At 72.4% G+C, this 21862-nt stretch carries 20 protein-coding genes and 1 pseudogene; 12 read left to right on the top strand and 9 right to left on the bottom strand.

Going from position 1 to position 21862, the window contains the following annotated elements:
- The coding region (locus ACWCP6_RS13645; RefSeq protein ID WP_450932570.1) for a leucine zipper domain-containing protein at nucleotides 1-514 on the bottom strand (514 nt) is incomplete at its 3' end.
- Between the two features lie 184 nt (nucleotides 515-698).
- On the bottom strand, nucleotides 699-1961 hold the full coding sequence (locus ACWCP6_RS13640; protein WP_450932569.1) for an MFS transporter: 1263 nt from the start codon (nucleotides 1959-1961) through the stop codon (nucleotides 699-701).
- Between the two features lie 161 nt (nucleotides 1962-2122).
- Here ACWCP6_RS13640 and ACWCP6_RS13635 point away from each other — a divergent pair, with 161 nt between their 5' ends.
- From ACWCP6_RS13635 to ACWCP6_RS13625, 3 genes are all read left to right on the top strand, one after another.
- Complete coding sequence (locus ACWCP6_RS13635) at nucleotides 2123-2764, top strand: DUF6758 family protein (RefSeq protein ID WP_450932568.1); 642 nt, start codon at nucleotides 2123-2125, stop codon at nucleotides 2762-2764.
- A 278-nt stretch (nucleotides 2765-3042) separates the two neighbouring features.
- Nucleotides 3043-3921, top strand: a complete 879-nt coding sequence (locus tag ACWCP6_RS13630; RefSeq protein ID WP_450932567.1) for a PHP domain-containing protein — start codon at nucleotides 3043-3045, stop codon at nucleotides 3919-3921.
- 129 nt (nucleotides 3922-4050) lie between these two features.
- The gene (locus tag ACWCP6_RS13625) at nucleotides 4051-4656 is read left to right on the top strand and encodes a MarC family protein (RefSeq protein ID WP_450932566.1); all 606 of its coding nucleotides are present in this window, start codon (nucleotides 4051-4053) and stop codon (nucleotides 4654-4656) included.
- Between the two features lie 117 nt (nucleotides 4657-4773).
- Here ACWCP6_RS13625 and ACWCP6_RS13620 read toward each other — a convergent pair whose 3' ends face one another.
- Nucleotides 4774-4926, bottom strand: a complete 153-nt coding sequence (locus ACWCP6_RS13620) for a hypothetical protein (RefSeq protein ID WP_450932565.1) — start codon at nucleotides 4924-4926, stop codon at nucleotides 4774-4776.
- Between the two features lie 258 nt (nucleotides 4927-5184).
- Between ACWCP6_RS13620 and ACWCP6_RS13615 the strand changes: the two genes are divergently transcribed.
- A complete protein-coding gene (locus ACWCP6_RS13615) occupies nucleotides 5185-6078 on the top strand; it encodes an NYN domain-containing protein (protein ID WP_450932564.1) in 894 nt (297 codons plus the stop codon).
- A gap of 18 nt (nucleotides 6079-6096) precedes the next feature.
- On the opposite strand, the gene ACWCP6_RS13610 is transcribed toward ACWCP6_RS13615, so the two are convergent.
- Nucleotides 6097-6963 (bottom strand): alpha/beta fold hydrolase, encoded by an 867-nt coding sequence (locus ACWCP6_RS13610; protein WP_450932563.1) that lies wholly within the window; start codon nucleotides 6961-6963, stop codon nucleotides 6097-6099.
- Nucleotides 6964-7120: 157 nt separating this feature from the next.
- Nucleotides 7121-9253 (bottom strand): DEAD/DEAH box helicase, encoded by a 2133-nt coding sequence (locus ACWCP6_RS13605; protein WP_450932562.1) that lies wholly within the window; start codon nucleotides 9251-9253, stop codon nucleotides 7121-7123.
- A 507-nt stretch (nucleotides 9254-9760) separates the two neighbouring features.
- Here ACWCP6_RS13605 and ACWCP6_RS13600 point away from each other — a divergent pair.
- On the top strand, nucleotides 9761-10507 hold the full coding sequence (locus ACWCP6_RS13600; protein ID WP_450932561.1) for a ferritin-like fold-containing protein: 747 nt from the start codon (nucleotides 9761-9763) through the stop codon (nucleotides 10505-10507).
- A gap of 10 nt (nucleotides 10508-10517) precedes the next feature.
- Here the strand turns inward: ACWCP6_RS13600 and ACWCP6_RS13595 are convergent, their stop codons facing one another.
- The 4 genes from ACWCP6_RS13595 to ACWCP6_RS13580 all read right to left on the bottom strand — a co-directional run bounded on the left by ACWCP6_RS13595 (nucleotide 10518) and on the right by ACWCP6_RS13580 (nucleotide 12434).
- Nucleotides 10518-10784, bottom strand: coding sequence for a hypothetical protein (locus ACWCP6_RS13595; RefSeq protein WP_450932560.1), 267 nt, complete (start codon nucleotides 10782-10784; stop codon nucleotides 10518-10520).
- A 186-nt stretch (nucleotides 10785-10970) separates the two neighbouring features.
- The gene (locus ACWCP6_RS13590) at nucleotides 10971-11198 is read right to left on the bottom strand and encodes a DUF3107 domain-containing protein (RefSeq protein WP_450932559.1); all 228 of its coding nucleotides are present in this window, start codon (nucleotides 11196-11198) and stop codon (nucleotides 10971-10973) included.
- A gap of 123 nt (nucleotides 11199-11321) precedes the next feature.
- A complete protein-coding gene (locus tag ACWCP6_RS13585; protein ID WP_450932558.1) occupies nucleotides 11322-11969 on the bottom strand; it encodes a TetR/AcrR family transcriptional regulator in 648 nt (215 codons plus the stop codon).
- A gap of 240 nt (nucleotides 11970-12209) precedes the next feature.
- Nucleotides 12210-12434, bottom strand: a complete 225-nt coding sequence (locus ACWCP6_RS13580) for a hypothetical protein (protein WP_450932557.1) — start codon at nucleotides 12432-12434, stop codon at nucleotides 12210-12212.
- A gap of 183 nt (nucleotides 12435-12617) precedes the next feature.
- Between ACWCP6_RS13580 and ACWCP6_RS13575 the strand changes: the two genes are divergently transcribed.
- From ACWCP6_RS13575 to moeZ, 7 genes and pseudogenes are all read left to right on the top strand, one after another.
- Nucleotides 12618-13646, top strand: coding sequence for an alpha/beta fold hydrolase (locus ACWCP6_RS13575; RefSeq protein WP_450932556.1), 1029 nt, complete (start codon nucleotides 12618-12620; stop codon nucleotides 13644-13646).
- An 8-nt stretch (nucleotides 13647-13654) separates the two neighbouring features.
- Nucleotides 13655-15043 (top strand): DUF3152 domain-containing protein, encoded by a 1389-nt coding sequence (locus ACWCP6_RS13570; RefSeq protein ID WP_450932555.1) that lies wholly within the window; start codon nucleotides 13655-13657, stop codon nucleotides 15041-15043.
- 230 nt (nucleotides 15044-15273) lie between these two features.
- A pseudogene (locus ACWCP6_RS13565) lies at nucleotides 15274-17055 on the top strand (DUF3492 domain-containing protein); the annotation flags it as partial.
- A 404-nt stretch (nucleotides 17056-17459) separates the two neighbouring features.
- Nucleotides 17460-18650 carry a hypothetical protein gene (locus tag ACWCP6_RS13560; protein WP_450932554.1) on the top strand — a complete coding sequence of 397 codons (1191 nt, stop codon included), beginning with the start codon at nucleotides 17460-17462 and terminating at the stop codon, nucleotides 18648-18650.
- Nucleotides 18651-18885: 235 nt separating this feature from the next.
- Nucleotides 18886-19848 (top strand): NAD-dependent epimerase/dehydratase family protein, encoded by a 963-nt coding sequence (locus ACWCP6_RS13555; protein WP_450932553.1) that lies wholly within the window; start codon nucleotides 18886-18888, stop codon nucleotides 19846-19848.
- The gene (locus ACWCP6_RS13550) at nucleotides 19836-20585 is read left to right on the top strand and encodes a spherulation-specific family 4 protein (protein WP_450932552.1); all 750 of its coding nucleotides are present in this window, start codon (nucleotides 19836-19838) and stop codon (nucleotides 20583-20585) included. The genes ACWCP6_RS13555 and ACWCP6_RS13550 overlap by 13 nt, the downstream gene beginning before the upstream one ends.
- Before the next feature lie 63 nt (nucleotides 20586-20648).
- Nucleotides 20649-21827: an adenylyltransferase/sulfurtransferase MoeZ gene (gene moeZ, locus ACWCP6_RS13545; protein WP_450932551.1), complete on the top strand. Its 1179-nt coding sequence runs from the start codon at nucleotides 20649-20651 to the stop codon at nucleotides 21825-21827.
- The last annotated feature ends 35 nt before the right edge of the window (nucleotides 21828-21862 follow it).

Raw genomic sequence — 21862 nt, 5'->3', positions numbered from 1 at the left:
CGCCGTTGCGGCGGTCCTTGTTCGCACTGCCGGCCGCGCGGCCGAGGACCTTGTGGCCGCCGCCGTCGGGGATGCGGCCGAGCTTCTTGACGTCGATGTGGACCAACTCGCCGGGTCTTGTGCGCTCGTAGCGGCGGACGGGTTCGCCGGTAGCCCGGTCCAGCGAGGCAAGAGTGGGCAGGGCGTGACGGTGCAGGATGCGATGGGCGGTGGAGGCGGCGACGCCGACCCGGGCCGCGAGCCTGAGCGGTCCGATGCGGTGTTCACGCCGCAGTTGCACAACCTGCTCCTCGATGGCGGCCGGGGTGCGGCGCGGCTGGTGATGTGGACGGCTGGAGCGGTCACGCATGCCCGCGGCCCCCAGCTGCCGGTAGCGGCTTGCCCAGCGGGCGGCGGTGGTGTGGCTGACCTGGAAGCGTTCCGCGGCCCGCCGCAGCGGCCAGCCGTCGTCCACGACACAGCGGGCCAGACGCAGTCTCCCGGTCGGGGTCAGCGGGGCATTACGGTGGGACACGAGGGCCTCCTGAGCTTCGGCGGTAGATGTCGCAATCCACACCGAACCCAGAAGGCCCTCACCCGTTCAAGCACCACGAAGGCGCATGTCGCCCGTCACCAACGTCCCCGGACAGCACAACTAGACGTTCCCGGGCCGCTCACGCCCGGACGGGGCCGCGCACCCCGTCCGCGGGTAGGGCGGGTCAGCCGGCGAAGACGGTGACGCCGTCCTCCGTCGCGTGCCGGGGCTCCAGCTCCACCGCCTCGCCGGCGAGCGCGGTCCTGCGGACCCACACCACGAGCGCGCCCACGACGGCGGTGGCGGCCGCGACCACGAACGGGACGTGGATGTCGGTCCACTCCTCGATCTTCGGCGCCAGGAAGGGCGCGGCGGCGGCCGCGAACCAGCGGACGAAGTTGTAGCCCGCGCTCGCCACCGGCCGCGGGGCGTCCGAGACGCCGAGGGCCAGCTCGGTGTACACGGTGTTGTTCACGCCGATGAACGCACCGGACAGGACCGTGCACACGACGGCGGTGGTGTGGTCCCCGTAGCCGAGCACCAGCACATCGGCCGCGAGCAGCACCAGCGAACCGCCGAGCACCGTCAGCGAGCCGAACCGCTCCTGGAGGCGCGGCGCCACCAGCACCGAGAACACCGCCAGCAGCACGCCCCAGGCGAAGAACACCGCCCCGGACTTGTACGGCGTCATGTTCAGTACGAACGGTGTGAAGGCCAGCACGGTGAAGAACGTGTAGTTGTAGAAGAACGCCGAGGCTGCGACCGAGGCGAGTCCGCCGTGGCCGAGCGCCCTGACGGGGTCGAGCAGCGAGGTCCTGCGCGCCGGCTTCGGCTGCTCCTTCAGGAACGCCGTGATGCACACGAAGCCGATCGCCATCAGCGCGGCCGTGCCGAAGAACGGATAGCGCCAGCTGGCGTCCCCGAGCAGCGCGCCCACCAGCGGGCCGCAGGCCATGCCGAGGCCGAGCGCCGACTCGTACAGCAGGATCGCCGCGGCGCTGCCGCCCGCCGCGGCGCCGACGATGACGGCGAGGGCGGTCGACACGAACAGGGCGTTGCCCAGTCCCCAGCCGGCCCGGAAGCCGACGAGCTGGCCGACCGAGTCGGAGGTGCCGGAGAGGCCGGCGAAGACCACGACGAGGGCCAGGCCGAGCAGCAGCGTCCTGCGGCCGCCGATGCGGCTGGAGACGAAGCCGGTCACGAGCATCGCGAAGGCGGTGATCAGGAAGTACGAGGTGAAGAGCAGCGAGACCTGGCTCGGGGTCGCCCGCAGGCCCTGTGCGATGGACGGCAGGATCGGGTCGACGAGCCCGATGCCCATGAAGGCGACGACCGAGGCCCCGGCGGTGGCCCAGACCGCCTTCGGCTGCCGCAGAAGGCTCGTCGCCCCCGCGTCGAACGGGTCGCCGGCCGCCGTCGCGGCGCCGTCTTCCGTACTGCTCTTCATATGCGCTCCTCGGTCGCTCCCGTAAGGATCGTTGACGTTTACACATAATAAGTTAGGAAGGCTAATTGATGCAAGATGCATCTAGTTTTGCCTGGTCATGGGCACTCCGGACGGGTGATCGTCCTTGACGCGGCGGCGAGCGGGTAGGACCGTTAGGCCCCATGAGGGGCGAACCCAGTTGCCCGAAGTGTGGTGGCCGGGTCAGGGCTCCCGGACTCTTTGCCGACTCCTGGCAGTGCGATGTGCACGGCACGGTGCATCCGCTGCAGCCCGTGATCCCGCCCAGCGTCGAGGCCCTCAGCGTCGTGGTGCACCGTGCGCACGTCCCGGTGTGGATGCCCTGGCCGCTGCCGGTGGGCTGGCTCTTCACAGGGGTCGCCTACGCCGGTGACGACCGCAGCGGAGGCCGGGCCACGGTCGTCGCCTGCTCGGGCCCCGGCCCGCTCGGGGGCATGGGCGAGATGCTGCTCGTCGCCGAGGAGCTGGGCGTCGGGCTCGGTGCGCGGTACGCGGGCATCGAAGGCCCCGACCCCGGCCCCTACATGAATGTCGAGAAACCGCCCCAGGCCAAGGTGCTGGCCGTCGGCCGGCCGACCCCGCTCTGGCATGTCTCCGGTGTTCCCGCGGACCGTGCCGTCTTCGCGGGCGAGGCGCGCGGGCTGTGGCTGTGGGCGATCGTCTGGCCGGAGAGCTCGGGCCTGCTGCTCTACGACGAGCTGGTGCTGACGGATCTGCGGGACGCGGGCGCCGAGGTGGACCTGCTGCCCTGCGGGGCACTGTCACCGCGTCTGCTGTCGCCCTGAGGGTGCGCCACGTGCGCCGCCGGCGGCACCTGTGCCGCGGACGGCATGCTGCCGTCGCTCCGAGGGTGCAGCCCTCCGAGCCGCACGCTCCGAGAGTGCAGCCCTCCGGGCCGCGGACGGCGTGCGGGCGGTCGTCCTGAGGGCGTTGCCACCCGCCCCGCGGACCGTGCGCCGTCGTCACCCTCACGGGTGAATCCGGCGCGTGTCGGCGGAGCGTTCGATTCCCGTTATCCTTGAGCGTCCCCCTTCCGTAGCGTCAGAGCCCTGGAGTACGCGTCGTGCGCATCGATCTGCACACCCACTCCACCGCGTCCGACGGTACGGACACCCCGGCCGAGCTGGTCCGCGCCGCCGCCGCCGCAGGGCTCGACGTGGTCGCGCTGACCGACCACGACACCACCCGCGGCTACGCCGAGGCCATCGCCGCGCTGCCGGGACTCGACCGGGACCTGACCCTCGTCACGGGCGCCGAGCTGTCCTGCCGCCTCGACGGGGTGGGCCTGCACATGCTGGCGTACCTCTTCGACCCCGACGAGCCCGAACTGCTGCGCGAGCGCGAGCTGGTGCGCGACGACCGCGTGCCGCGCGCCCAGGCCATGATCGGCAAGCTCCGGGCGCTGGGCGTGCCGGTGACCTGGGAGCAGGTCGCACGGATCGCCCGCGGCGGCTCCGTGGGCCGGCCGCACATCGCCGAGGCGCTCGTCGAACTCGGTGTCGTCGCATCGGTCTCGGACGCGTTCACGACGGAGTGGCTCGCCGACGGCGGGCGTGCGTACGTCGAGAAGCACGAGCTCGACCCGTTCGACGCGATCCGGCTCGTCAAGGCCGCCGGCGGTGTGACCGTCTTCGCCCACCCCGGCGCCGACAAGCGCGGGCAGACCGTCCCCGAGGCGGCCATCGGCCGGCTCGCGGCGGCGGGGCTCGACGGGATCGAGGTCGACCACATGGACCACGAACCTGCCACCCGGGCGCGACTGCGGGGTCTGGCCGGGGAGCTGGGGCTCCTCGTGACCGGGTCCAGCGACTACCACGGCAGCCGGAAGACCTGTGAGCTCGGCGAGTTCACCACGGACCCCGAGATCTACGGGGAGATCACCCGGCGCGCCGCGGGGGCCTTTCCCGTGCCCGGCGCCGGTGGAGCCCGCCGCTCGGTCTGACCGGACCTTCCCGCTCCGCGCGTTCCGCGGCCTGTGGCCGCCGCCGGGGTGTGTCTGCCGCCCTGTGGGGCGCCGGACCGACACCCCCTCCTGACCTCGTACGCCCCTGAACTCTGCAAGGCCTTTCACGTGTTCGACTTCGCTGTCTTCGGATCCCTTTTTCTCACCCTTTTTGTGATTATGGACCCGCCGGGGATCACCCCGATCTTCCTCGCGCTCACCGCCGGACGTCCCGGCAAGGTGCAGAAGCGGATGGCCCTTCAGGCCGTGTGCGTCGCCTTCGGCGTCATCGCGGTCTTCGGCGTCCTGGGCCATCAGATCCTCGACTACCTGCATGTCTCCGTACCCGCGCTGATGATCGCGGGCGGACTGCTGCTCCTGCTGATCGCGCTCGACCTGCTCACCGGCAAGACGGACGAGCCGAAGCAGACCAAGGACGTCAACGTCGCGCTCGTCCCGCTCGGCATGCCGCTGCTCGCCGGTCCCGGCGCGATCGTGTCGGTGATCCTCGCCGTGCAGAACGCGAACAGCTTCGCGATGCAGATCTCGGTCTGGGTCGCGATCGCGGCCATCCACGTCGTGCTCTGGGTGGTGATGCGCTACTCGCTGCTGATCATCCGGGTCATCAAGGACGGCGGTGTGGTGCTGGTGACGCGGCTCGCGGGCATGATGCTCTCCGCGATCGCCGTGCAGCAGATCATCAACGGCGTGACCCAGGTGATCCACGGGTCCTGAGCCGGTCCGGCGGCCCGCTCCCCGTATGGCCGTGAATGCAGAGCCCCCCGTACGACGTCGTACGGGGGGCTCTGAAGTGTGTTCGGCGCTACCGGGCCGAAGGCGGGTGCACCGGCCCTATGAGGCCGAGCATTCCGCCGGGCGGATGTACAGGCGCTGCCCGGTGGCTGCGGCCTGCTGCACGATCCGGTTGACGGAGGCGGCGTCCACGACGGTGCTGTCGACGGCCGCGCCGTCCGCGTCGTCCAGGCGCATGATTTCGAAGCGCACAGGCTTCTCCCTTCGTCTGGTCATCCTCCTGCTGGAGAACTACTGGCTGCGGGACAACAGCTTTGCCCCGCAGTGAGGCAGGCCCGTTGCCCGCCCGTTAAGTGTGGATTGCTGCGCTACGGTGCGCATCCGTATGTTCCAACGCCTTGCCACTGGCAAACATTCCCTACGCTAAGGAAATTTTTTGAGTGGCTAACTACCGACGGGTAGTGGGACGGGTTGTGCTCGGTCCGTGACCGACCGGACAATGGGCCCGATATGAACGACGAGGAACTCGGCGCCCGCCTGGACCGCACGAACCAGCTGCTCCAGCGCATGCTCGCCGAAGTGGCGAAGACCCCGTCCACGCACGCGATCTTCGTGGACGCGGGATACGTGTACGCCGCCGCGGGACGGCTCGTGGCAGGGACCGAGGACCGGCGCGCCTTCGACCTGGACGCCGAAGGCCTCATAGACGCGCTCATCGACCGGGCCCGCACGATCTTCGCGGACAGCAGGCTGCTGCGGGTGTACTGGTACGACGGCGCCAGGCGCCGCATCCACACCGCGGAGCAGCAGATCATCGCCGAGCTCCCGGACGTCAAGGTCCGGCTCGGCAATCTCAACGCGAACAACCAGCAGAAGGGCGTCGACTCCCTCATCCGCACCGACCTGGAGACCCTCGCCCGGCACCGCGCGATCAGTGACGCGGCCCTGATCGGCGGCGACGAGGACCTGGTCTCCGCGGTCGAGGCGGCGCAGGGGTACGGCGCACGCGTCCACCTGTGGGGCGTCGAGGCGCCCGAGGGCCGCAACCAGGCCGAGCCGCTGCTCTGGGAGGTCGACAGCCAGCGCACCTTCGATCTGGAGTTCTTCAAGCCGTACGTCACCCGCCGCACGCTCGTCGCGGCGTACGACGCGGCGGCGAAGCCCCGGCCCACCCGCGAGGACGTGCGGTTCGTCGGCGCGCAGATCGCCGCGAAATGGCTCGCCGCGCGGGGCCGGGAGTCGCTCGTGGAACTGCTCCCCGGGCATCCGTATCTGCCCGGCTCGGTCGACCAGGACCTGCTGGTGGAGGCGGAGGGAATGATCGACTACTCCCTGCGCGGCCAGTCGGACCTGCGCCGGGCCCTGCGCGACGGCTTCTGGGAGCATCTGCAGGCCCAGTACTGAGCCCGCCCCGCCGGACGGTCAGCCGAGTTCCGCCCAGAAGGCCGCGAGTGCCTCCGCCGTCCGCTCCGGACGGTCGGTGTTCGGCGAGTGGTCCGCTCCCTCGACGACCGTCCGGTGCGCCCCGAGGCGCACGGCCATCCGGTCGAGGAGGGGAACGGGCCAGGCGTCGTCGTGATCCCCGGACACGACGTGCTTGGGCATCCGTACGGTGGACAACTCGTCCACACGGTCCGGTTCGGTGCACAACAGCCGTATCGTGGCGGAGAGTTGGGCGGGGCTGGTGCGCAGCCAGCGGCGTCGCAGGTCCTCGGCGTCGTCCCTGCCGTTGAGGTGGGTCTCCTCCAGCGGCTCCAGCGCCCGCATGGCATCCCACACATGCGTCATGTCCATGGCGCCCAATGCCTCCTGAAGCATCTCGACACGCTTCCGCTGCGACGGCGAGATACGGGCGGGGCCGGACGACATGAGAGTGAGCGACCGGAACGGCGCCGGATCGAGCAGCACGGCTGCACGGGCGATGAGACCGCCGAGCGAGTGGCCCACCAGATGCACCGGACGCTCCGCCGTGGCGCCGAGAGCGGCGGCCTGGGCGAGGACGTCGCGGGCCAACTCCTCGCGCCCGTAGGGGGCTTCGTCGTCCTTCGGGCCGTCCGACTCGTACTGTCCGCGGCCGTCGACGGCGACGGTGCGGTAGCCGGCCGCGGCGAGCGGTTCGTGCAGCGCGATGAAGTCCTCCTTGCTGCCGGTGAATCCGGGCAGCAGCAGGACGGTTCCTCGGGGTGTCGTCGTGGCGTCCGCGTCGATCACGGCGAAGGTGCCGCGTGACGTCGCCAGGGCGTGGGCGCGCGCGCCCGGGGGCGGCACGAAGGTCGGGGGCCGGCTCATGGAGGTGAGATTACTGGCCCCTTCGCGCCGCCTGCGCCGGGGCCCTACTCCCGCTCGGCCCGGGGCCGTTGTCCGCAGGCGCGGGGGCGCGTGCGGGACGGGGCCAGGATGCCGAAAGCCCGGCCCCGCGGAGGGGGCCGGGCTTTCGGGGACGAGGTCAGCTCTCCGGAGCCTCGGCGACCTTGCGGGTGCGGCGACGCGGCTTGGCCGGGGCCTCGGCCGTCTCCGCGACGGCCTCCGCCTTCGGCGCCGCCGCCTTGCGGGTGCGCTTCGGCTTGGCCGGGGCCTCGGCGGCCTCGACCGCCTCGGTGTCGGCCACGGCGGCGACGGCCTTGGCGGCCGTCTTGCGGGTACGGGTCCGCTTCACCGGAGCCTCGGTGACACCTTCGGCGGTGTCGACCGCCGTCTCGGCCTTCTTGGCCGCGGCCGTCTTGCGGGTGCGCTTCGGCTTGGCGGGCGCCTCGACGGCGTCCTCCGCCGGAGCGACGCCCTCGGCCGTCGCGACGGCGGCCTCGGCGGCCTTCGACGCGGCGGCCTTGCGGGTGCGCTTCGGCTTGACCGGAGCCTCCTCGGCCTCGGTGACCGTGGCCGCCGCTGCCTTGCGGGTGCGGCGAGGCTTCGCAGGGGCCTCGGGGGCCTCAAGGACCTCGAGGGCGGCCTCCGGCGCGGCGACCGCGCCCTCGGCGGTGTCGACCGCGGCCTCGGCGGTGTCGACCGCGGCCTCGGCGGCCTTGCGGGTACGACGGCGACGCGGCTTGGCCGGGGTCTCGTCGGCAGGGGCCTCCGCCACGGCGACCGCCGCGACGGGTGCCTCGGTCTGCTCGGCGGCCACCGGCGTCACCGCGGCCTCGGCGGCACCCGCCCGGGTACGACGACGCCGGCGCAGGGTGCGCGGCTCCGCCGCCTCGGCGGCGTCCGCCGACGGGGCGACGGCCTCGGCGGCCGCCTCGGACGTGGTCGCGGCGGCGTCCAGGGGCGCCCCCGCCCGCGTACGACGGCGGCTACGCGGCGTACGGGCCGGACGCTCGCGCTCGCGCTCGGACTCGCGGCCCGCAGCGTGGTCGCCACGGTCGCCGCGGCCGCGCGACTTGCGGCCCCCGGTCTCGCCCAGGTCCTCCAGCTCCTCGGCCGCGAGCCCGGCGCGGGTGCGCTCCGAGCGCGGCAGGACACCCTTGGTGCCGGCCGGGATCTTCATTTCCTCGAAGAAGTGCGGGGAGGTCGAGTAGGTCTCGACCGGGTCGTTGAACGACAGGTCCAACGCCTTGTTGATCAGCTGCCAGCGCGGGATGTCGTCCCAGTCGACCAGCGTGATCGCCGTACCGGACGCGCCCGCGCGGCCCGTACGGCCGATGCGGTGGAGGTACGTCTTCTCGTCCTCCGGCGACTGGTAGTTGACGACGTGCGTGACGCCCTCGACGTCGATGCCGCGGGCCGCGACGTCCGTGCAGACCAGGACGTCCACCTTGCCGTTGCGGAAGGCCCGCAGGGCCTGCTCCCGGGCACCCTGGCCCAGGTCGCCGTGGACGGCGCCGGAGGCGAAGCCGCGGCGCTGGAGCTGCTCGGCGATGTCCGCCGCCGTCCGCTTGGTGCGGCAGAAGATCATCGCGAGCCCGCGGCCCTCGGCCTGCAGGATGCGCGCGACCATCTCGGGCTTGTCCATGGAGTGCGCGCGGTACACGTGCTGCGCGATGTTCGCGACGGTCGCGCCCTGGTCGTCCGGCGCGGTGGCGCGGATGTGCGTGGGCTGCGACATGTAGCGGCGCGCGAGGCCGATGACGGCGCCCGGCATGGTCGCCGAGAACAGCATCGTCTGGCGGCGCGCCGGCAGCATGTTGATGATCTTCTCGACGTCGGGCAGGAAGCCCAGGTCGAGCATTTCGTCGGCCTCGTCGAGGACCAGGCACTTGACCTGTTTCAGGTCGAGCTTCTTCTGGCCCGCGAGGTCGAGGAGCCGGCCCGGGGTGCCGACGACCACGTCGACGCCCTTCTTCAGGGCCTCCACCTGCGGCTCGTAGGCCCGGCCGCCGTAGATCGCGAGGACGCGCACATTGCGGACCTTGCCCGCGGTCAGCAGGTCGTTCGTGACCTGCGTGCACAGCTCACGGGTGGGGACGACGACGAGCGCCTGCGGGGTGTCGGTCAGCTGCTCGGGGCGTGCCCGGCCGGCCTCGACGTCCGCCGGTACGGTCACGCGCTCCAGCAGCGGAAGACCGAAACCGAGCGTCTTGCCCGTTCCGGTCTTGGCCTGGCCGATGACATCGGTGCCGGAGAGTGCGACGGGGAGCGTCATCTCCTGGATGGGAAAGGGATTGATGATGCCGACGGCTTCCAGGGCCTCGGCCGTCTCGGGAAAGATTCCGAGATCTCGAAAAGTCGTAGTCAGGGTGCTGCCTCTTCTGTGAGACGCGGCGTGAGGCGAACGCTGGGGGTCGTGACCGTGCCGGGATGACGCCGGCCGCCTTGTCGCGCGGGCCGGGTGGCACGGGACCACTGCCGACGCTCGAGCGCTCGTACCGCGGAGGGCCCCTCCGTGCCGAGCGCACTGTCACGCACCGCTTCGGAGGGCTGTCGGGTCGGAGCCGATCGGGCCACCGACCGGGCATCCTCATTCATGTGCCCGTAGAGTGACGTCGAGATACTCCACGTACTCAGCGGGCGCATTACCACCATACCCCGGAACCGCGCAGGCGTGATGGCCGAATTGGTCACGTAGCCGTCGTCACATTCCTCATGTCTCCGTAGTCACGGTGGCTGACCAGGCACTCCGTGCCGTCCCGAGCGGGCTATTGTGCGCTTCATGACGACGCCTGACAACGCATCCGAGGCACCCGCCGAAGCCGCCGCACCCACCGGAGTCGCCGCCCAGGACTGGGCGCTGGCCTCCGCCGACCCCCAGTACCGCGCCGCGGTCGTGGACCTGCTCGGAGCGCTCGCCTACGGAGAGCTGGCGGCGTTCGAGCGGCTCGCCGAGGACGCGAAGCTCGCCCCGACGCTCGCCGACAAGGCGGAGCTGGCGAAGATGGCGTCGGCGGAGTTCCACCACTTCGAGCAGCTGCGGGACCGGCTCGCGGCGATCGGCGAGGAGCCGACGGCGGCCATGGAGCCGTTCGTCGCCGCGCTCGACGGCTTCCACCGCCAGACCGCGCCGTCGGACTGGCTGGAGGGCCTGGTCAAGGCGTACGTCGGCGACTCGATCGCGTCCGACTTCTACCGCGAGGTCGCGGCCCGGCTCGACTCCGACACCCGCGACCTGGTGCTGGGCGTGCTGGACGACACGGGCCACGCGAGCTTCGCCGTGGAGAAGGTGCGGGCCGCCATCGAGGCCGATCCGCGCGTCGGGGGCCGGCTCGCGCTGTGGGCCCGGAGGCTGATGGGCGAGGCCCTGTCGCAGTCCCAGCGTGTGGTCGCCGAGCGCGACGCACTGTCGACCATGCTGGTCGGGGGCGTCGCCGACGGGTTCGACCTCGCGGAGGTCGGCAGGATGTTCTCGCGGATCACTGAGGCGCACACCAAGCGGATGGCCGCGCTGGGGCTGGCCGCCTGATCCGCCGGCGCTACGCCGGCGCCGATGATCGGCGCAGGCCCGCCGGGCGCAGCAGCAGGGAGAGGGCGGCCGCGGAGAGTGCGACGGCTCCCAGGAGCGTCAGCAGGGGGTTGCCGTCGCCCAGCGCCGTGTGCGTGACGAAGGCGCCGAACAGGGCTCCCGCCACGCCGGTGGCCAGGACCATGTTCCGACGCGGAAGACGGTGGGGCAGGCGGCGCCACGCCGCCCAGGCCAGGGCGAGACCGAGGAGTCCGGAGCCGAGTGCTTCCCAGAGCATGTTGACGTTCCCTCCCGCACGGCCAGGGGCGATTCGGTCGTAGCCGGTCTACCCCCGCCGAGCGGAATGCAACCCTCCGCTGTGTGGGCGTCGTGCGCCTCCCGTGGGGGAGACGCGAAAGGGGTACGGCCCGGTGGATCATCCACCGGGCCGTACCCCTTGTACTCCGCCCCTGGCGGCGCGGTCCTAGAGCGGACCGAAGCCCACCCTGCGCGTCGTCGGCTCGCCGAGCTCCACGTACGCCAGGCGGTCGGCCGGAATCAGCACCCTGCGTCCGTGGATGTCCTCGAGGCTCAGCAGCTGCGCCTTGCCGGACAGGGCATCCGCCACCGCCTTCTCGATCTCCTCGGTGTTCTGACCGCTCTCCAGAACGATCTCGCGCGGCGCGTGCTGCACGCCGATCTTGACCTCCACGGTTTGTCCCTCCGACGGTCAGTGATGTGCGCGGCCGTCCGCGCCGTACCCCGCACACATTAGCCCGGTGAGCGGAGCCCGAAGGTGCCCTCCGGGAACGCCGGTAGCGAACACACCGGCAGGTCAGTGGTGCTGTGCCTCGCCGCTGTACAGCGGGAAGCCCGCGATGCCGCGCCACGCCAGCGAGGTCAGCAGCTGGACCGCGGTGTCACGCGGAATGGAGCGCCCGCTCGACAGCCAGTACCGCGCCACGACCTGCGAGACGCCGCCCAGGCCGACGGCCAGCAGCATCGACTCGTCCTCGGACAGCCCGGTGTCCTCGGCGATCACCTCGCAGATCGCCTCGGCGCACTGCAGGCTCACCCGCTCGACGCGGTCGCGCACCGCGGGTTCGTTCGTCAGGTCCGACTCGAAGACCAGCCGGAACGCGCCGCCCTCGTCCTCGACGTACGCGAAGTAGGCGTCCATCGTGGCCGCCACCCGCAGCTTGTTGTCCGTCGTCGAGGCGAGCGCCCCGCGCACGGCCTGCAGCAGCGCCTCGCAGTGCTGGTCCAGCAGGGCCAGGTAGAGATCGAGCTTGCCGGGGAAGTGCTGGTAGAGCACCGGCTTGCTGACACCCGCGCGCTCGGCGATGTCGTCCATCGCGGCCGCGTGGTAGCCCTGGGCCACGAAGACCTCCTGGGCTGCGCCCAGCAGCTGGTTGCGTCGGGCACGGCGCGGCAGGCGTGTGCCCCGCGGGCGTGCCGCCTCTGTCTGCTCGATGGCTGTCACGCCGCCTCCCAAGATCGTCCATGCGCGCTGTGCGCCGCGTCGCCATCGTACTTTTCGGTAACCCGGCTGTGCGCGGTGCGAACGCAGAATTTCACGGACCGGACGGTGTTGAAAACCGGACAGAGGGCGCTGAACAGGGCAGGTCCGTCGTCTACTCAACGGTAATCCTCGGCTACTCAGCGGTAATTCCTGCTGTTCAGCGATGGTCGCCCTCCGGTCGGCGACGGCAGTCCCCGCCGCTCAGCGGTAGTCGTCCTCGTCGAGCGCGACGACGCGGGCCTGTTCCGCGCGGTCGGCCTCGTTCGCGTCGTAGGCGTTCCCGTTCTGCAGGGTGTCGTCCTCTTGTGGCGCCAGGTCCGCGTGCTGCTCGGCGGTGTCGGCCTCGGGAGCCTCGACGTCGATGCCGTTGCTGCCGTTGTCCGACGAATCCTCGAACGTCTCGGGGTCGGTGGGGTCGACGGTCATCTGTCCTCTTCCCGGACGGTCACTGATGTGTTCTCTTCCGAGCGGCAGGAGCGTCTTGCGAGTAGTCCTCCCACTCTCCCAATGCTCTTCCCCCACAGCGTAGGAGCTTGCACAGGGCGACGCTACGCGATCTGTGACGGCGAACACACAAGCCGGTGCGTGATCGTCTCGTAACATTGCCGCATGTCTTCGACCGAGCTGCCGCATCTGAGTGCCGCCGCTCCGCACGTGGGTGCCGTCAAGGTCGCGGCGGGTGAGCGGTTTCGCTCGGTGGGCCTCCCCGGACTCTCGCTCACGGTGCGATCGCGGCGGTCTCCCCGTCCCGGCCTCCCACCAGCGCTCTACGTCCACGGACTGGGCGGCTCCTCGCAGAACTGGTCGGCACTGATGCCGCTCCTCGAGGACGTCGTGGACGGCGAGGCGCTGGACCTCCCCGGCTTCGGGGACTCGCCGCCGCCGGACGACGGCGACTACTCCGTGACGGGACACGCCCGGGCGGTCATCCGCTATCTCGACGCGCAGGGCCGCGGACCCGTGCACCTGCTCGGCAACTCGCTCGGCGGTGCGGTCTCCACCCGAGTGGCGGCCGTACGCCCCGACCTGGTCCGCACCCTGACGCTCATCTCGCCCGCGCTGCCCGAACTGCGGGTGCAGCGCAGCGCGGTGCCGACGGCGCTGCTCGCCGTGCCGGGCGTCGCGGCGCTCTTCACCCGCCTGACCAAGGACTGGACGGCCGAGCAACGGGTGCGCGGCGTCACGGCGCTCTGCTACGGCGACCCCGGCCGGGTCACCCCGGAGGGGTTCCGCGCGGCCGTCGACGAGATGGAACGCCGGCTCGTTCTTCCGTACTTCTGGGACGCGATGACCCGCTCGTCGCGGGGCATCGTCAACGCGTACACCATGGGCGGACAGCACAATCTGTGGCGCCAGGCCGAGCGCGTCCTCGCGCCGGTACAGCTCGTCTACGGCGGCCGTGACCTGCTCGTCTCCCCGCGCATGGCCCAGAAGGCGGCCCGCTCCTTCCGCGACGCGCGGCTGCTGATGCTTCCGGATGCCGGGCACGTGGCGATGATGGAATACCCCGAGACGGTCGCGACGGCCTTCCGTGAACTCCTCGCGGAGACGGGCGGATTGCCCGACGGCGGAGCGGGAGCGGCCGGCAGGACGGCCGACGACGACGCGGCCGACGACGACGTGAACGCGGGGAGCTGAGACGCCGGGTGGGACGACACAGCCGCCGGGGCCCGGCACAGCCGGGCGCCGCGGCCGACATAACGGCAGGGGCGGACGGCGCCGGGACCCCGCAGGCGTCCCGGCCGCAGGGCCCGGGCGGCGGCACCCCGGGGCCGGGCCGTCGGCGGCGCGCGCCGGGTGCGGACGGGACTCCGGCCCACGGCACGCCTGCCTACGGGACGCCGCCGAACGGCACCCCGGTCCAGGGGACTCCCGCCCGGGGGACCCCCGCACACGGCATCCCGCGCGTCCGGGGCGGGCATCCCGAGCAGCGCGAGCCGGGCGGCGGTTGGGGCGCGGGTCCCGCGACAGGTCCGACGGCGCGGCCGCGGCCAGAGTCGCGGATTCCGGGCCCACGCCGGGAGTACGTCGAGGCCTTCGACGACGAGGATCTGTTCACGCCGCGCACCGGTGCGCGCCCCGAGGGGCCGGCGACCCCGACGGGAGCCGCGCCGGGGTCGGCCGCCGCGCCCCCGAAGGACCCGTACGCCTCCGTCACCGCGTGGGAACCGGAGGAGGAGGCCGCCGGCGAGGCCGGAACGGCCCCGATCCCCGCCCAGCGGCGCCGCGGCAAGGGCCTGGCGTTCACCGGGATCGCGGCCGCCGCGGTCACCACCGTGCTCGCGGTGGTCGTCGCAGGCCAGGTCACCGGCGGGAAGCCCGACGGTGATGTGCAGGGCAAGGCCGCCGGTACCGACAGCCGGGAGGGCGACGGCTCCAGCTCCCGCTCGCACGACCGCGCGGTGCCCGCCCACAACGGCAAGGCCGCCCCGGCGACCTACACGCAGCTGATGGACCGGATCTTCCCCCTCGATGCGAAACTGAAGGGGTCGGGCCGGTTCGAGGTGGTCCCCGGGTTCGCCAAGGCGCCCGGAAAGGGGCGGCTGTTCCGCTACCGGGTCGACATCGAGAAGGGTCTGGGGCTGGACGGCGCGCTCTTCGCCGAGGCCGTCCAGAAGACCCTGAACGACAACCGCAGCTGGGCCCACGAGGGCGGCCGCACCTTCGAACGCGTCTCCTCGGGCAAGGCCGACTTCGTCATCACCCTGGCCAGTCCCGGAACCACCGCGGTCTGGTGCGCCAAGTCCGGTCTCGACACCGCCGAGGACAACGTCTCCTGCGATTCCGCGGCCACCGACCGCGTCATGATCAACGCCTATCGGTGGGCCCAGGGCTCGAAGACCTACGGCGACCCGAGGATTCATCCGTACCGGCAGATGCTCATCAACCACGAGGTGGGCCACCGGCTCGGCTTCAACCATGTGACCTGCCACAAGGACGGCGAACTCGCCCCCGTCATGCAGCAGCAGACGAAGTTCCTCGACCACGACGGGATCCACTGCAAGCCCAACCCGTGGCCGTTCCCCACCGCCTGAACGCGGGCCGGACGAAACCGGCGAGTCGGCCGTCGCATGACCGTGCGTGACGGCCGGCCGCTCTAGCGCGACGGAACGCTACCCGCTCGGGAAAGTTACGACCGTTCACCCCTTCTGATGGCGCGACGGACAACCGTCCGTCGCGCCACCGGCCTGTCCGCATACGTTCTTCCCGCTGCGAGCCGCCCGATCCGACGGCGGCTCTCCAACAGCGGATCGGGGGTGGACGCGTGCGCATCGGACTCCTTACGGAGGGCGGTTATCCGTATGCGAGCGGTGACGCCAGGCTCTGGTGCGACCGACTCGTGCGCGGGCTCGGGCAGCACGAGTTCGACGTCTACGCGCTCAGCCGCAGCGAGCGGCAGGAGGACGAGGGGTGGATCGACCTCCCGCCCCAGGTCGGACGTGTGCGGACCGCGCCCCTGTGGGGCACCGGCGAGGACGGCGCCCCGCTCGGGCGTCGTGGCCGGCGCCGCTTCGCGGAGCACTACCGCGAGCTCGCCGCCGTCGTGTGCGCCGGGGGGTACGGGGAGCTCGGAGCGCGGGTTGGGGCCGAGTCCGGTCCTCTGGCGGACCGTTTCAGCAGTGCGCTGTACGGGCTCGCCGACCTCGCCTGCGACGAGGGACCGGGCGGACTCGCCCGCTCCCTGCGCTCCGAGGCCGCCGTGCGGGCCCTGGAGAGCGCCTGTCGTGCGCCCGGCGCGCAGCGTGCCGGGCGGGCGGCGAGGGTGCCGGACCTGCTCGCCGTCGCCGCGCACATCGAACGCGTACTGCGGCCCGTCGGTCTCGACTGGTACGGGCCCGCCGGGCTCGGCGCGGTCGACCTGTGCCATGCCGCATCGGGCGGCTCGGCGGCCCTGCCGGGACTGCTGGCGCGGCACTTCGACGGGGTGCCGCTGCTGGTCACCGAGTACGGGGTGCAGCTGCGTGCCCACTACCTCGCCTCCGGGGTGCCCGCGCCCGGCGACGCCTCCGCGAGCGTTCCCGTCCGGGCGCTGCTCGCCGCGTTCCACGGCCTGCTGGCGGCCGAGGTGTACCGGAGCGCCGCGCTCATCACCCCCGGCAACGCACACGCACGGCGCTGGCAGGAGCGGTGCGGTGCGGATCGCGCCAAACTGCGGACGATCCACCCGGGGATGGACGCCACACGGTTCGCCGAGGTCGGGGAGGGCGGAGCGGCGGGCGACCCCGACACGCTCGTCTGGGTCGGCCGCATCGAACCCTCGAAGGACCTGATCTCGCTGCTCCACGCCTTCGGCGAGATCCGGAAGGCCGAGCCCGGGGCACGGCTGCGGATCATCGGCGCGCCGGCGGAGGACGGGGGCGAGTCCGCCTCGTATCTGCGCCACTGCAGGGCACTTGCCGCGCAGCTCTTCCCCGACGAGGCGGAGGGGCTGCACGCGGTCGGCGAGAACCCGGTGTCCTTCGAGGAGCTCGGCTCTCCCGAGGCGCCGACCCCGGAGGACGCGTACGGCGCGGGGGCCGTGGTCGTGCTCTCCAGCGTCGTGGAGGGATTTCCGGTCAGTCTGGTCGAGGCCATGTTCTGCGGCCGGGCGACGGTGTCCACGGACGCCGGTGCCGTGGTCGAGGTCATCGGCGGCACGGGGCTCGTCGTCCCGCCGCGGAACCCGCGGGCTCTCGCGGAGGCGTGCGTGGCGCTCCTGCGCGATCCCGAGCGCCGTGAGCGCCTGGGAGCCGCCGCCCGCGCCCGCGCTCTCGAACTCTTCACCGTCGAGCAGAACACCGCGGCATTTCGCGGCATTTACCTGGAGATCGTCTCCCGGGCCCCGGTGCGGCAGCGGCATGCCGACGCGGACCCCGAGGCGGTGCCCCAGCCGTTCGCGGTCCCTGCCGAGGCACATGTGCCGGGAAGCTGGCGGACGGCGAAGGCCTCGGCCGGCCCCGGACCGGCGGGCGCGGCAGCCACGCCCGGAGTGCTCGCACCTCCCCGTACGAGGCCGCGGTGGGCGGTCGACGGCCCGGACACGGCATGCCCCGACACGGTCGCCGCCGAGTGGGCGGACAGCACGACGACGCGGGCTCCGGAGACGGGGTCCGGAGGGTCGTCCGCGTGCTTCCCCGAGGGGGCGTCGGTCTCGGCGTCTGTGGACTCCGCCGTGGGGGCGTCGGTCTCCGCGCCCGTGTACCCACCCGCCGCCGGTTCGTCCGGGGGCCCGTCCGCATATGTGTCCGACGGGCCCTCCCCGTTCTCCTCCGACGACGTCTGGAGCGCCGACCCGTCCTGGGTCGCCGAGATCGCCCGCGCCGCCACGATCATCCAGGGCGCGGCGCGCCGGGCGGCCACCGCCGATGAGCCCGTGCGGGCCGGCAGGCCACCGGACCGGGCCGGGGCCGTCGCCCCGGATCCTGCGGAGGCCGTTCACCGGAACGGTTCCGTCACCGGGGAGGTGGCGCGATGAGCGCATCGCAGAAGCACGGCTCGCTCGACGCGCCCACGACCCCCGGCAGCCCGGAGCCGTGGGACGGCCCGCCGGAGGACCCGTCCGCACGGCACACGCCGGGGGAGCCGCAGCGCGCGGCACGTACCCGCCGCGGCGGGGCCGACCCCGTCAAGGCGCTGATGCACCGCCACCGCGACCTGTGCGAACGCGCCGTCGACCCCCTGGAGATCGCGGCCGGACTGGAGGCGCACGGCGTCACCGACCGCACCGCCGCCCGCTACCGCCACCGCGACGTCTTCTCGCTCGCCGAGGAGATGTACGCGCGCGCGGCCCGCGACGACGACGGCGGGCCCGCACCGGCCTCACCCCCCGTGCCCGCAGGGCACACCGGTCGCTTGTTCCTGGCGCTGCTCCCCGCCACCGCGGGCGCCGCGACGATCACCGCCCTGCGCCTCACCACGGGCCCCTGGCACGGGGCGGTCGCCGTGACAGGGGTCCTCGGCGTGGCCGCGACCCTGCGCACGGCACTGCGCACCGGACCGCTGCACGCCACCCGGCAGCCGCCCGCCACGAGCGCCTGGACATGCTGGCTCGTCGCATACGCCCTGCTCGGCGACGGACTCCTGCGGGCCGCGATCGCCGGCGGCCCCGACGGCGGCTGGCCCCTGGCGGCGGCGCCCGCGCTCGCGCTCACCGCCGCCGTCGCCCCCGCGACCTGGTGCGCCCGCCTCTTCGCCGGCGGAGCGGCCCGCCGTCTCACCGCCAGCCGCGGTCTGGAGGAGTTCGCGGCCTCCGTACGGCCGCTGCTGTTCGCCGTGTTCGCCCTGTTCCTGGCGGCGCTCGCCGCGCTGCTGTGGCTGAGCGGCACCGTGCTCCACCAGGACGCCGGATACGCCGGAGCCGGTGCGCTGGGCGCGCTGCTGATGCTCGCCCGGCTGCTCACGTCGTACGGCTTCCTGCGCGCGGGCGCCCTCGTCCTCGGCTGCACGGGAGCTGCCGAACTGCTCTGCCTCGCCGCGGTGTTCGGCGGTCGGGTGCCCGGCTGCGGACTCCTGTCGGCCCCCGTCGAAGCGGCGGTGGCGGCCTGGGGCCCTGGCGTCCTCCCGGCCGCCGCCTGCGGCACGGGCGCCGTGCTCCTGCTGGCCCATGCCGCCCGCACCCTCACCCGTGCCTCCGCCCATGCCGAGGGGGGCGGTCCCCGGTGACCCCGACCGACCCTCCACCGGACACCTCTCGCTCCCGGACCGGCCCGCGCACGGCACCCGCCGTCGCAGCCCCGGCCGGACCGGCACCCCCCACGCACCACCTCGCGGCCGCAGCCGCACCCCGAATCCCGCGGAGCCGACACCGCGGGTGCCATCGACGATCACGGCAACACCCCGAAGGAGAAAGCGAGATGACCAGCCTCCGACCCGGAGACCGCGCCCGAGGAGCCGCCCTATGAGGGTGCTGCTGATCGGAGCCAACGGCTATCTCGGGCGATTCGTCGCCGACCGTCTGCTCGCCGACCCGGCGGTCCAGCTCACCGCGCTCGGCCGCGGGGACGACGCGGACGTCCGCTTCGACCTCGCGAGCGGCAGCCCGGGCGCGCTCACCCGCTTCCTGGACGCCGTGCACCCCGGGGTCGTCATCAACTGCGCCGGCGCGACCCGCGGCGGCGCCCGCGACCTGACCCGGCACAACACCGTCGCCGTCGCCACCGTCTGCGAGGCCCTGCGCCGCAGCGGCTGCGGCGCCCGTCTGGTGCAGATCGGCTGCGGCGCCGAGTACGGACCCAGCCAGCCCGGCTCCTCCACGGCCGAGGACGCCGTGCCCCGGCCCGGTGGCCCCTACGGCGTGAGCAAGCTCGCCGCGACGGAGCTCGTCCTCGGATCGGGCCTGGACGCCGTCGTCCTGCGGGTCTTCTCGCCCGCCGGGCCCGGAACCCCGGCCGGCTCCCCGCTCGGCCGGCTCGCCGAGGCCCTGCGCCGCGCCATGCAGTCCGGCGACGGCGAACTCAAGCTCGGCGGACTCGGCATCCAGCGCGACTTCGTCGATGTGCGCGACATCGCCCGTGCCGTCCACGCCGCCTCGCTCTCCGCGGCGCAGGGCGTCATCAACATCGGCTCCGGCCGCGCCGTACGGCTGCGCGACGCCGCCGCCGTCCTCGCCAGGGTGGCCGGCTACGGCGGCGCGCTGCACGAGCTCGACGCGCCCCCCGGCCCGATGCGCTCCGTGCTCGGACACCCCAGGGGCGACTCCGACCATGTGCCGCCGGCCGCCGCCCACCCCTACCCGGACGGCTGCGGCAGCTGGCAGCAGGCCGATGTGCGCACCGCCCGCGACCGCCTCGGCTGGCGGCCCCGGATCAACCTGGAGGAATCCCTCGCGGACATCTGGATGGAGGCCGCATGTCGTATCTGACCCGCGCCGCGACGGGGCCCGCGAGCACCGGCATACGGCTCGGCGTGGGCGTCCCCGGATACGCCCACCCGCTCGTCGCCCCCGTCGAATGGGCGGAACTCACCCGCCCGGGCACGCCGCTGCACTGGGCCGTCCTGAACGTCGGCCACGGCCCGGGCACCTGCCCCGACCCGCACTGCCTGGAAGCCGCAGGCCGCCTCACCAACCGTGGCGCGCGTGTCCTCGGTCACCTCGACCTGACCTCCGGCGCCCGCCCCTTCGGCGAGATCGTCTCGGACGCACACCGGTATCTGGACTGGTACCGGGTCGACGGCTTCCTGCTGGACCGCTGCCCCACGGAGCGTACGGCCCTGCCGGAGACCCGGCGGACGGTCGCCGCACTGCGCGCGCTGCTGCACCGGGGGCACATCGTCCTCGGCCACGGCACCCACCCGTACCCCGGCTATGCGGAGGTCGCCGACCAGCTCGTGACGTTCTCCGGCACCTGGAACGACTACCGCTGGTCGCAGGTGGCCGAGTGGACAGCCGATCACCCGCCCGAGCGGTTCTGCCACTTCGTGCACAGCGTGCCCCGGGGGCATCTCGACGAGGCGCTGCGCATCGCCCGCTGGCAGGGCGCATCGACGGTCTACTTCACGGACCGCACCGACCGGCACGGGCACACCGACCCCTGGGAGGGGATGCCCGGCTACTGGGACGAATTCGTCTCGCGTGTCGGAACGGGTGTCTCGGAATGAAGAGGGGCGTGGCAGTGTTACGGGAAGAACCACTGTAGTGATTGACCGACCAACGGAGTCCCCGTGTCGCTGCCACCCCTGGTCGAGCCGGCTGCTGAGCTCACCGTAGACGAGGTCCGCAGGTACTCCCGCCACCTGATCATCCCGGATGTCGGGATGGACGGGCAGAAGCGGCTGAAGAACGCCAAGGTGCTCTGTGTGGGCGCCGGCGGCCTCGGATCCCCGGCCCTGATGTACCTGGCCGCGGCGGGCGTCGGCACGCTGGGCATCGTGGAGTTCGACGAGGTCGACGAGTCGAACCTGCAGCGCCAGATCATCCACAGCCAGTCCGACATCGGCCGCTCCAAGGCCGAGTCGGCGCGCGACACCGTCAAGGGCATCAACCCGTACGTGGACGTGATCCTTCACGAGGAGCGGCTCGAGGCCGACAACGTGATGGAGATCTTCGCCCAGTACGACCTGATCGTCGACGGTACGGACAACTTCGCGACCCGTTACCTGGTCAACGACGCGTGCGTGCTGCTGAACAAGCCGTACGTATGGGGTTCGATCTACCGCTTCGACGGCCAGGCGTCGGTGTTCTGGAGCGAGCACGGACCCTGCTACCGCTGCCTCTACCCGGAGCCCCCGCCGCCGGGCATGGTCCCCTCCTGCGCCGAGGGCGGCGTCCTGGGCGTGCTCTGCGCGTCCATCGGCTCCATCCAGGTCAACGAGGCCATCAAGCTCCTCGCGGGCATCGGCGAGCCGCTGGTCGGCCGTCTGATGATCTACGACGCCCTGGAGATGCAGTACCGCCAGGTCAAGGTCCGCAAGGACCCGAACTGCGCGGTCTGCGGCGAGAACCCGACCGTCACCGAGCTCATCGACTACGAGGCCTTCTGCGGCGTCGTGTCCGAGGAGGCCCAGGAGGCGGCCGCCGGTTCGACGATCACTCCGAAGCAGCTCAAGGAGTGGATCGACGACGGCGAGAACATCGAGATCATCGACGTCCGCGAGAAGAACGAGTACGAGATCGTCTCGATCCCCGGCGCGAAGCTGATCCCGAAGAACGAGTTCCTGATGGGCACCGCCCTGGAGGCCCTGCCGCAGGACAAGAAGATCGTCTTGCACTGCAAGACGGGTGTCCGCAGTGCGGAAGTCCTCGCCGTGCTCAAGTCCGCGGGCTTCGCGGACGCCGTGCACGTCGGCGGCGGTGTGATCGGCTGGGTCAACCAGATCGAGCCCGAGAAGCCGGTCTACTAGGCCTGCCCGGCCCCGGCGACCGTCCGCCGGTCACC

Source organism: Streptomyces sp. NPDC002004, from assembly GCF_053593975.1.
This window is presented reverse-complemented; position numbering and strand designations above follow the sequence as displayed.

Bases quoted from the DNA above. Each gene is read 5' to 3' on its own strand.
- ACWCP6_RS13615 (WP_450932564.1), top strand. From the start codon at position 5,185: ATGAACGACGAGGAACTCGGCGCCCGCCTGGACCGCACGAACCAGCTG.
- ACWCP6_RS13580 (WP_450932557.1), bottom strand. From the start codon at position 12,434: ATGACCGTCGACCCCACCGACCCCGAGACGTTCGAGGATTCGTCGGAC.
- ACWCP6_RS13610 (WP_450932563.1), bottom strand. From the start codon at position 6,963: ATGAGCCGGCCCCCGACCTTCGTGCCGCCCCCGGGCGCGCGCGCCCAC.
- ACWCP6_RS13555 (WP_450932553.1), top strand. From the start codon at position 18,886: ATGAGGGTGCTGCTGATCGGAGCCAACGGCTATCTCGGGCGATTCGTC.
- ACWCP6_RS13595 (WP_450932560.1), bottom strand. From the start codon at position 10,784: ATGCTCTGGGAAGCACTCGGCTCCGGACTCCTCGGTCTCGCCCTGGCC.
- ACWCP6_RS13605 (WP_450932562.1), bottom strand. From the start codon at position 9,253: ATGACGCTCCCCGTCGCACTCTCCGGCACCGATGTCATCGGCCAGGCC.
- ACWCP6_RS13635 (WP_450932568.1), top strand. From the start codon at position 2,123: ATGAGGGGCGAACCCAGTTGCCCGAAGTGTGGTGGCCGGGTCAGGGCT.
- ACWCP6_RS13640 (WP_450932569.1), bottom strand. From the start codon at position 1,961: ATGAAGAGCAGTACGGAAGACGGCGCCGCGACGGCGGCCGGCGACCCG.
- ACWCP6_RS13560 (WP_450932554.1), top strand. From the start codon at position 17,460: ATGAGCGCATCGCAGAAGCACGGCTCGCTCGACGCGCCCACGACCCCC.
- ACWCP6_RS13575 (WP_450932556.1), top strand. From the start codon at position 12,618: ATGTCTTCGACCGAGCTGCCGCATCTGAGTGCCGCCGCTCCGCACGTG.
- ACWCP6_RS13550 (WP_450932552.1), top strand. From the start codon at position 19,836: ATGTCGTATCTGACCCGCGCCGCGACGGGGCCCGCGAGCACCGGCATA.
- ACWCP6_RS13600 (WP_450932561.1), top strand. From the start codon at position 9,761: ATGACGACGCCTGACAACGCATCCGAGGCACCCGCCGAAGCCGCCGCA.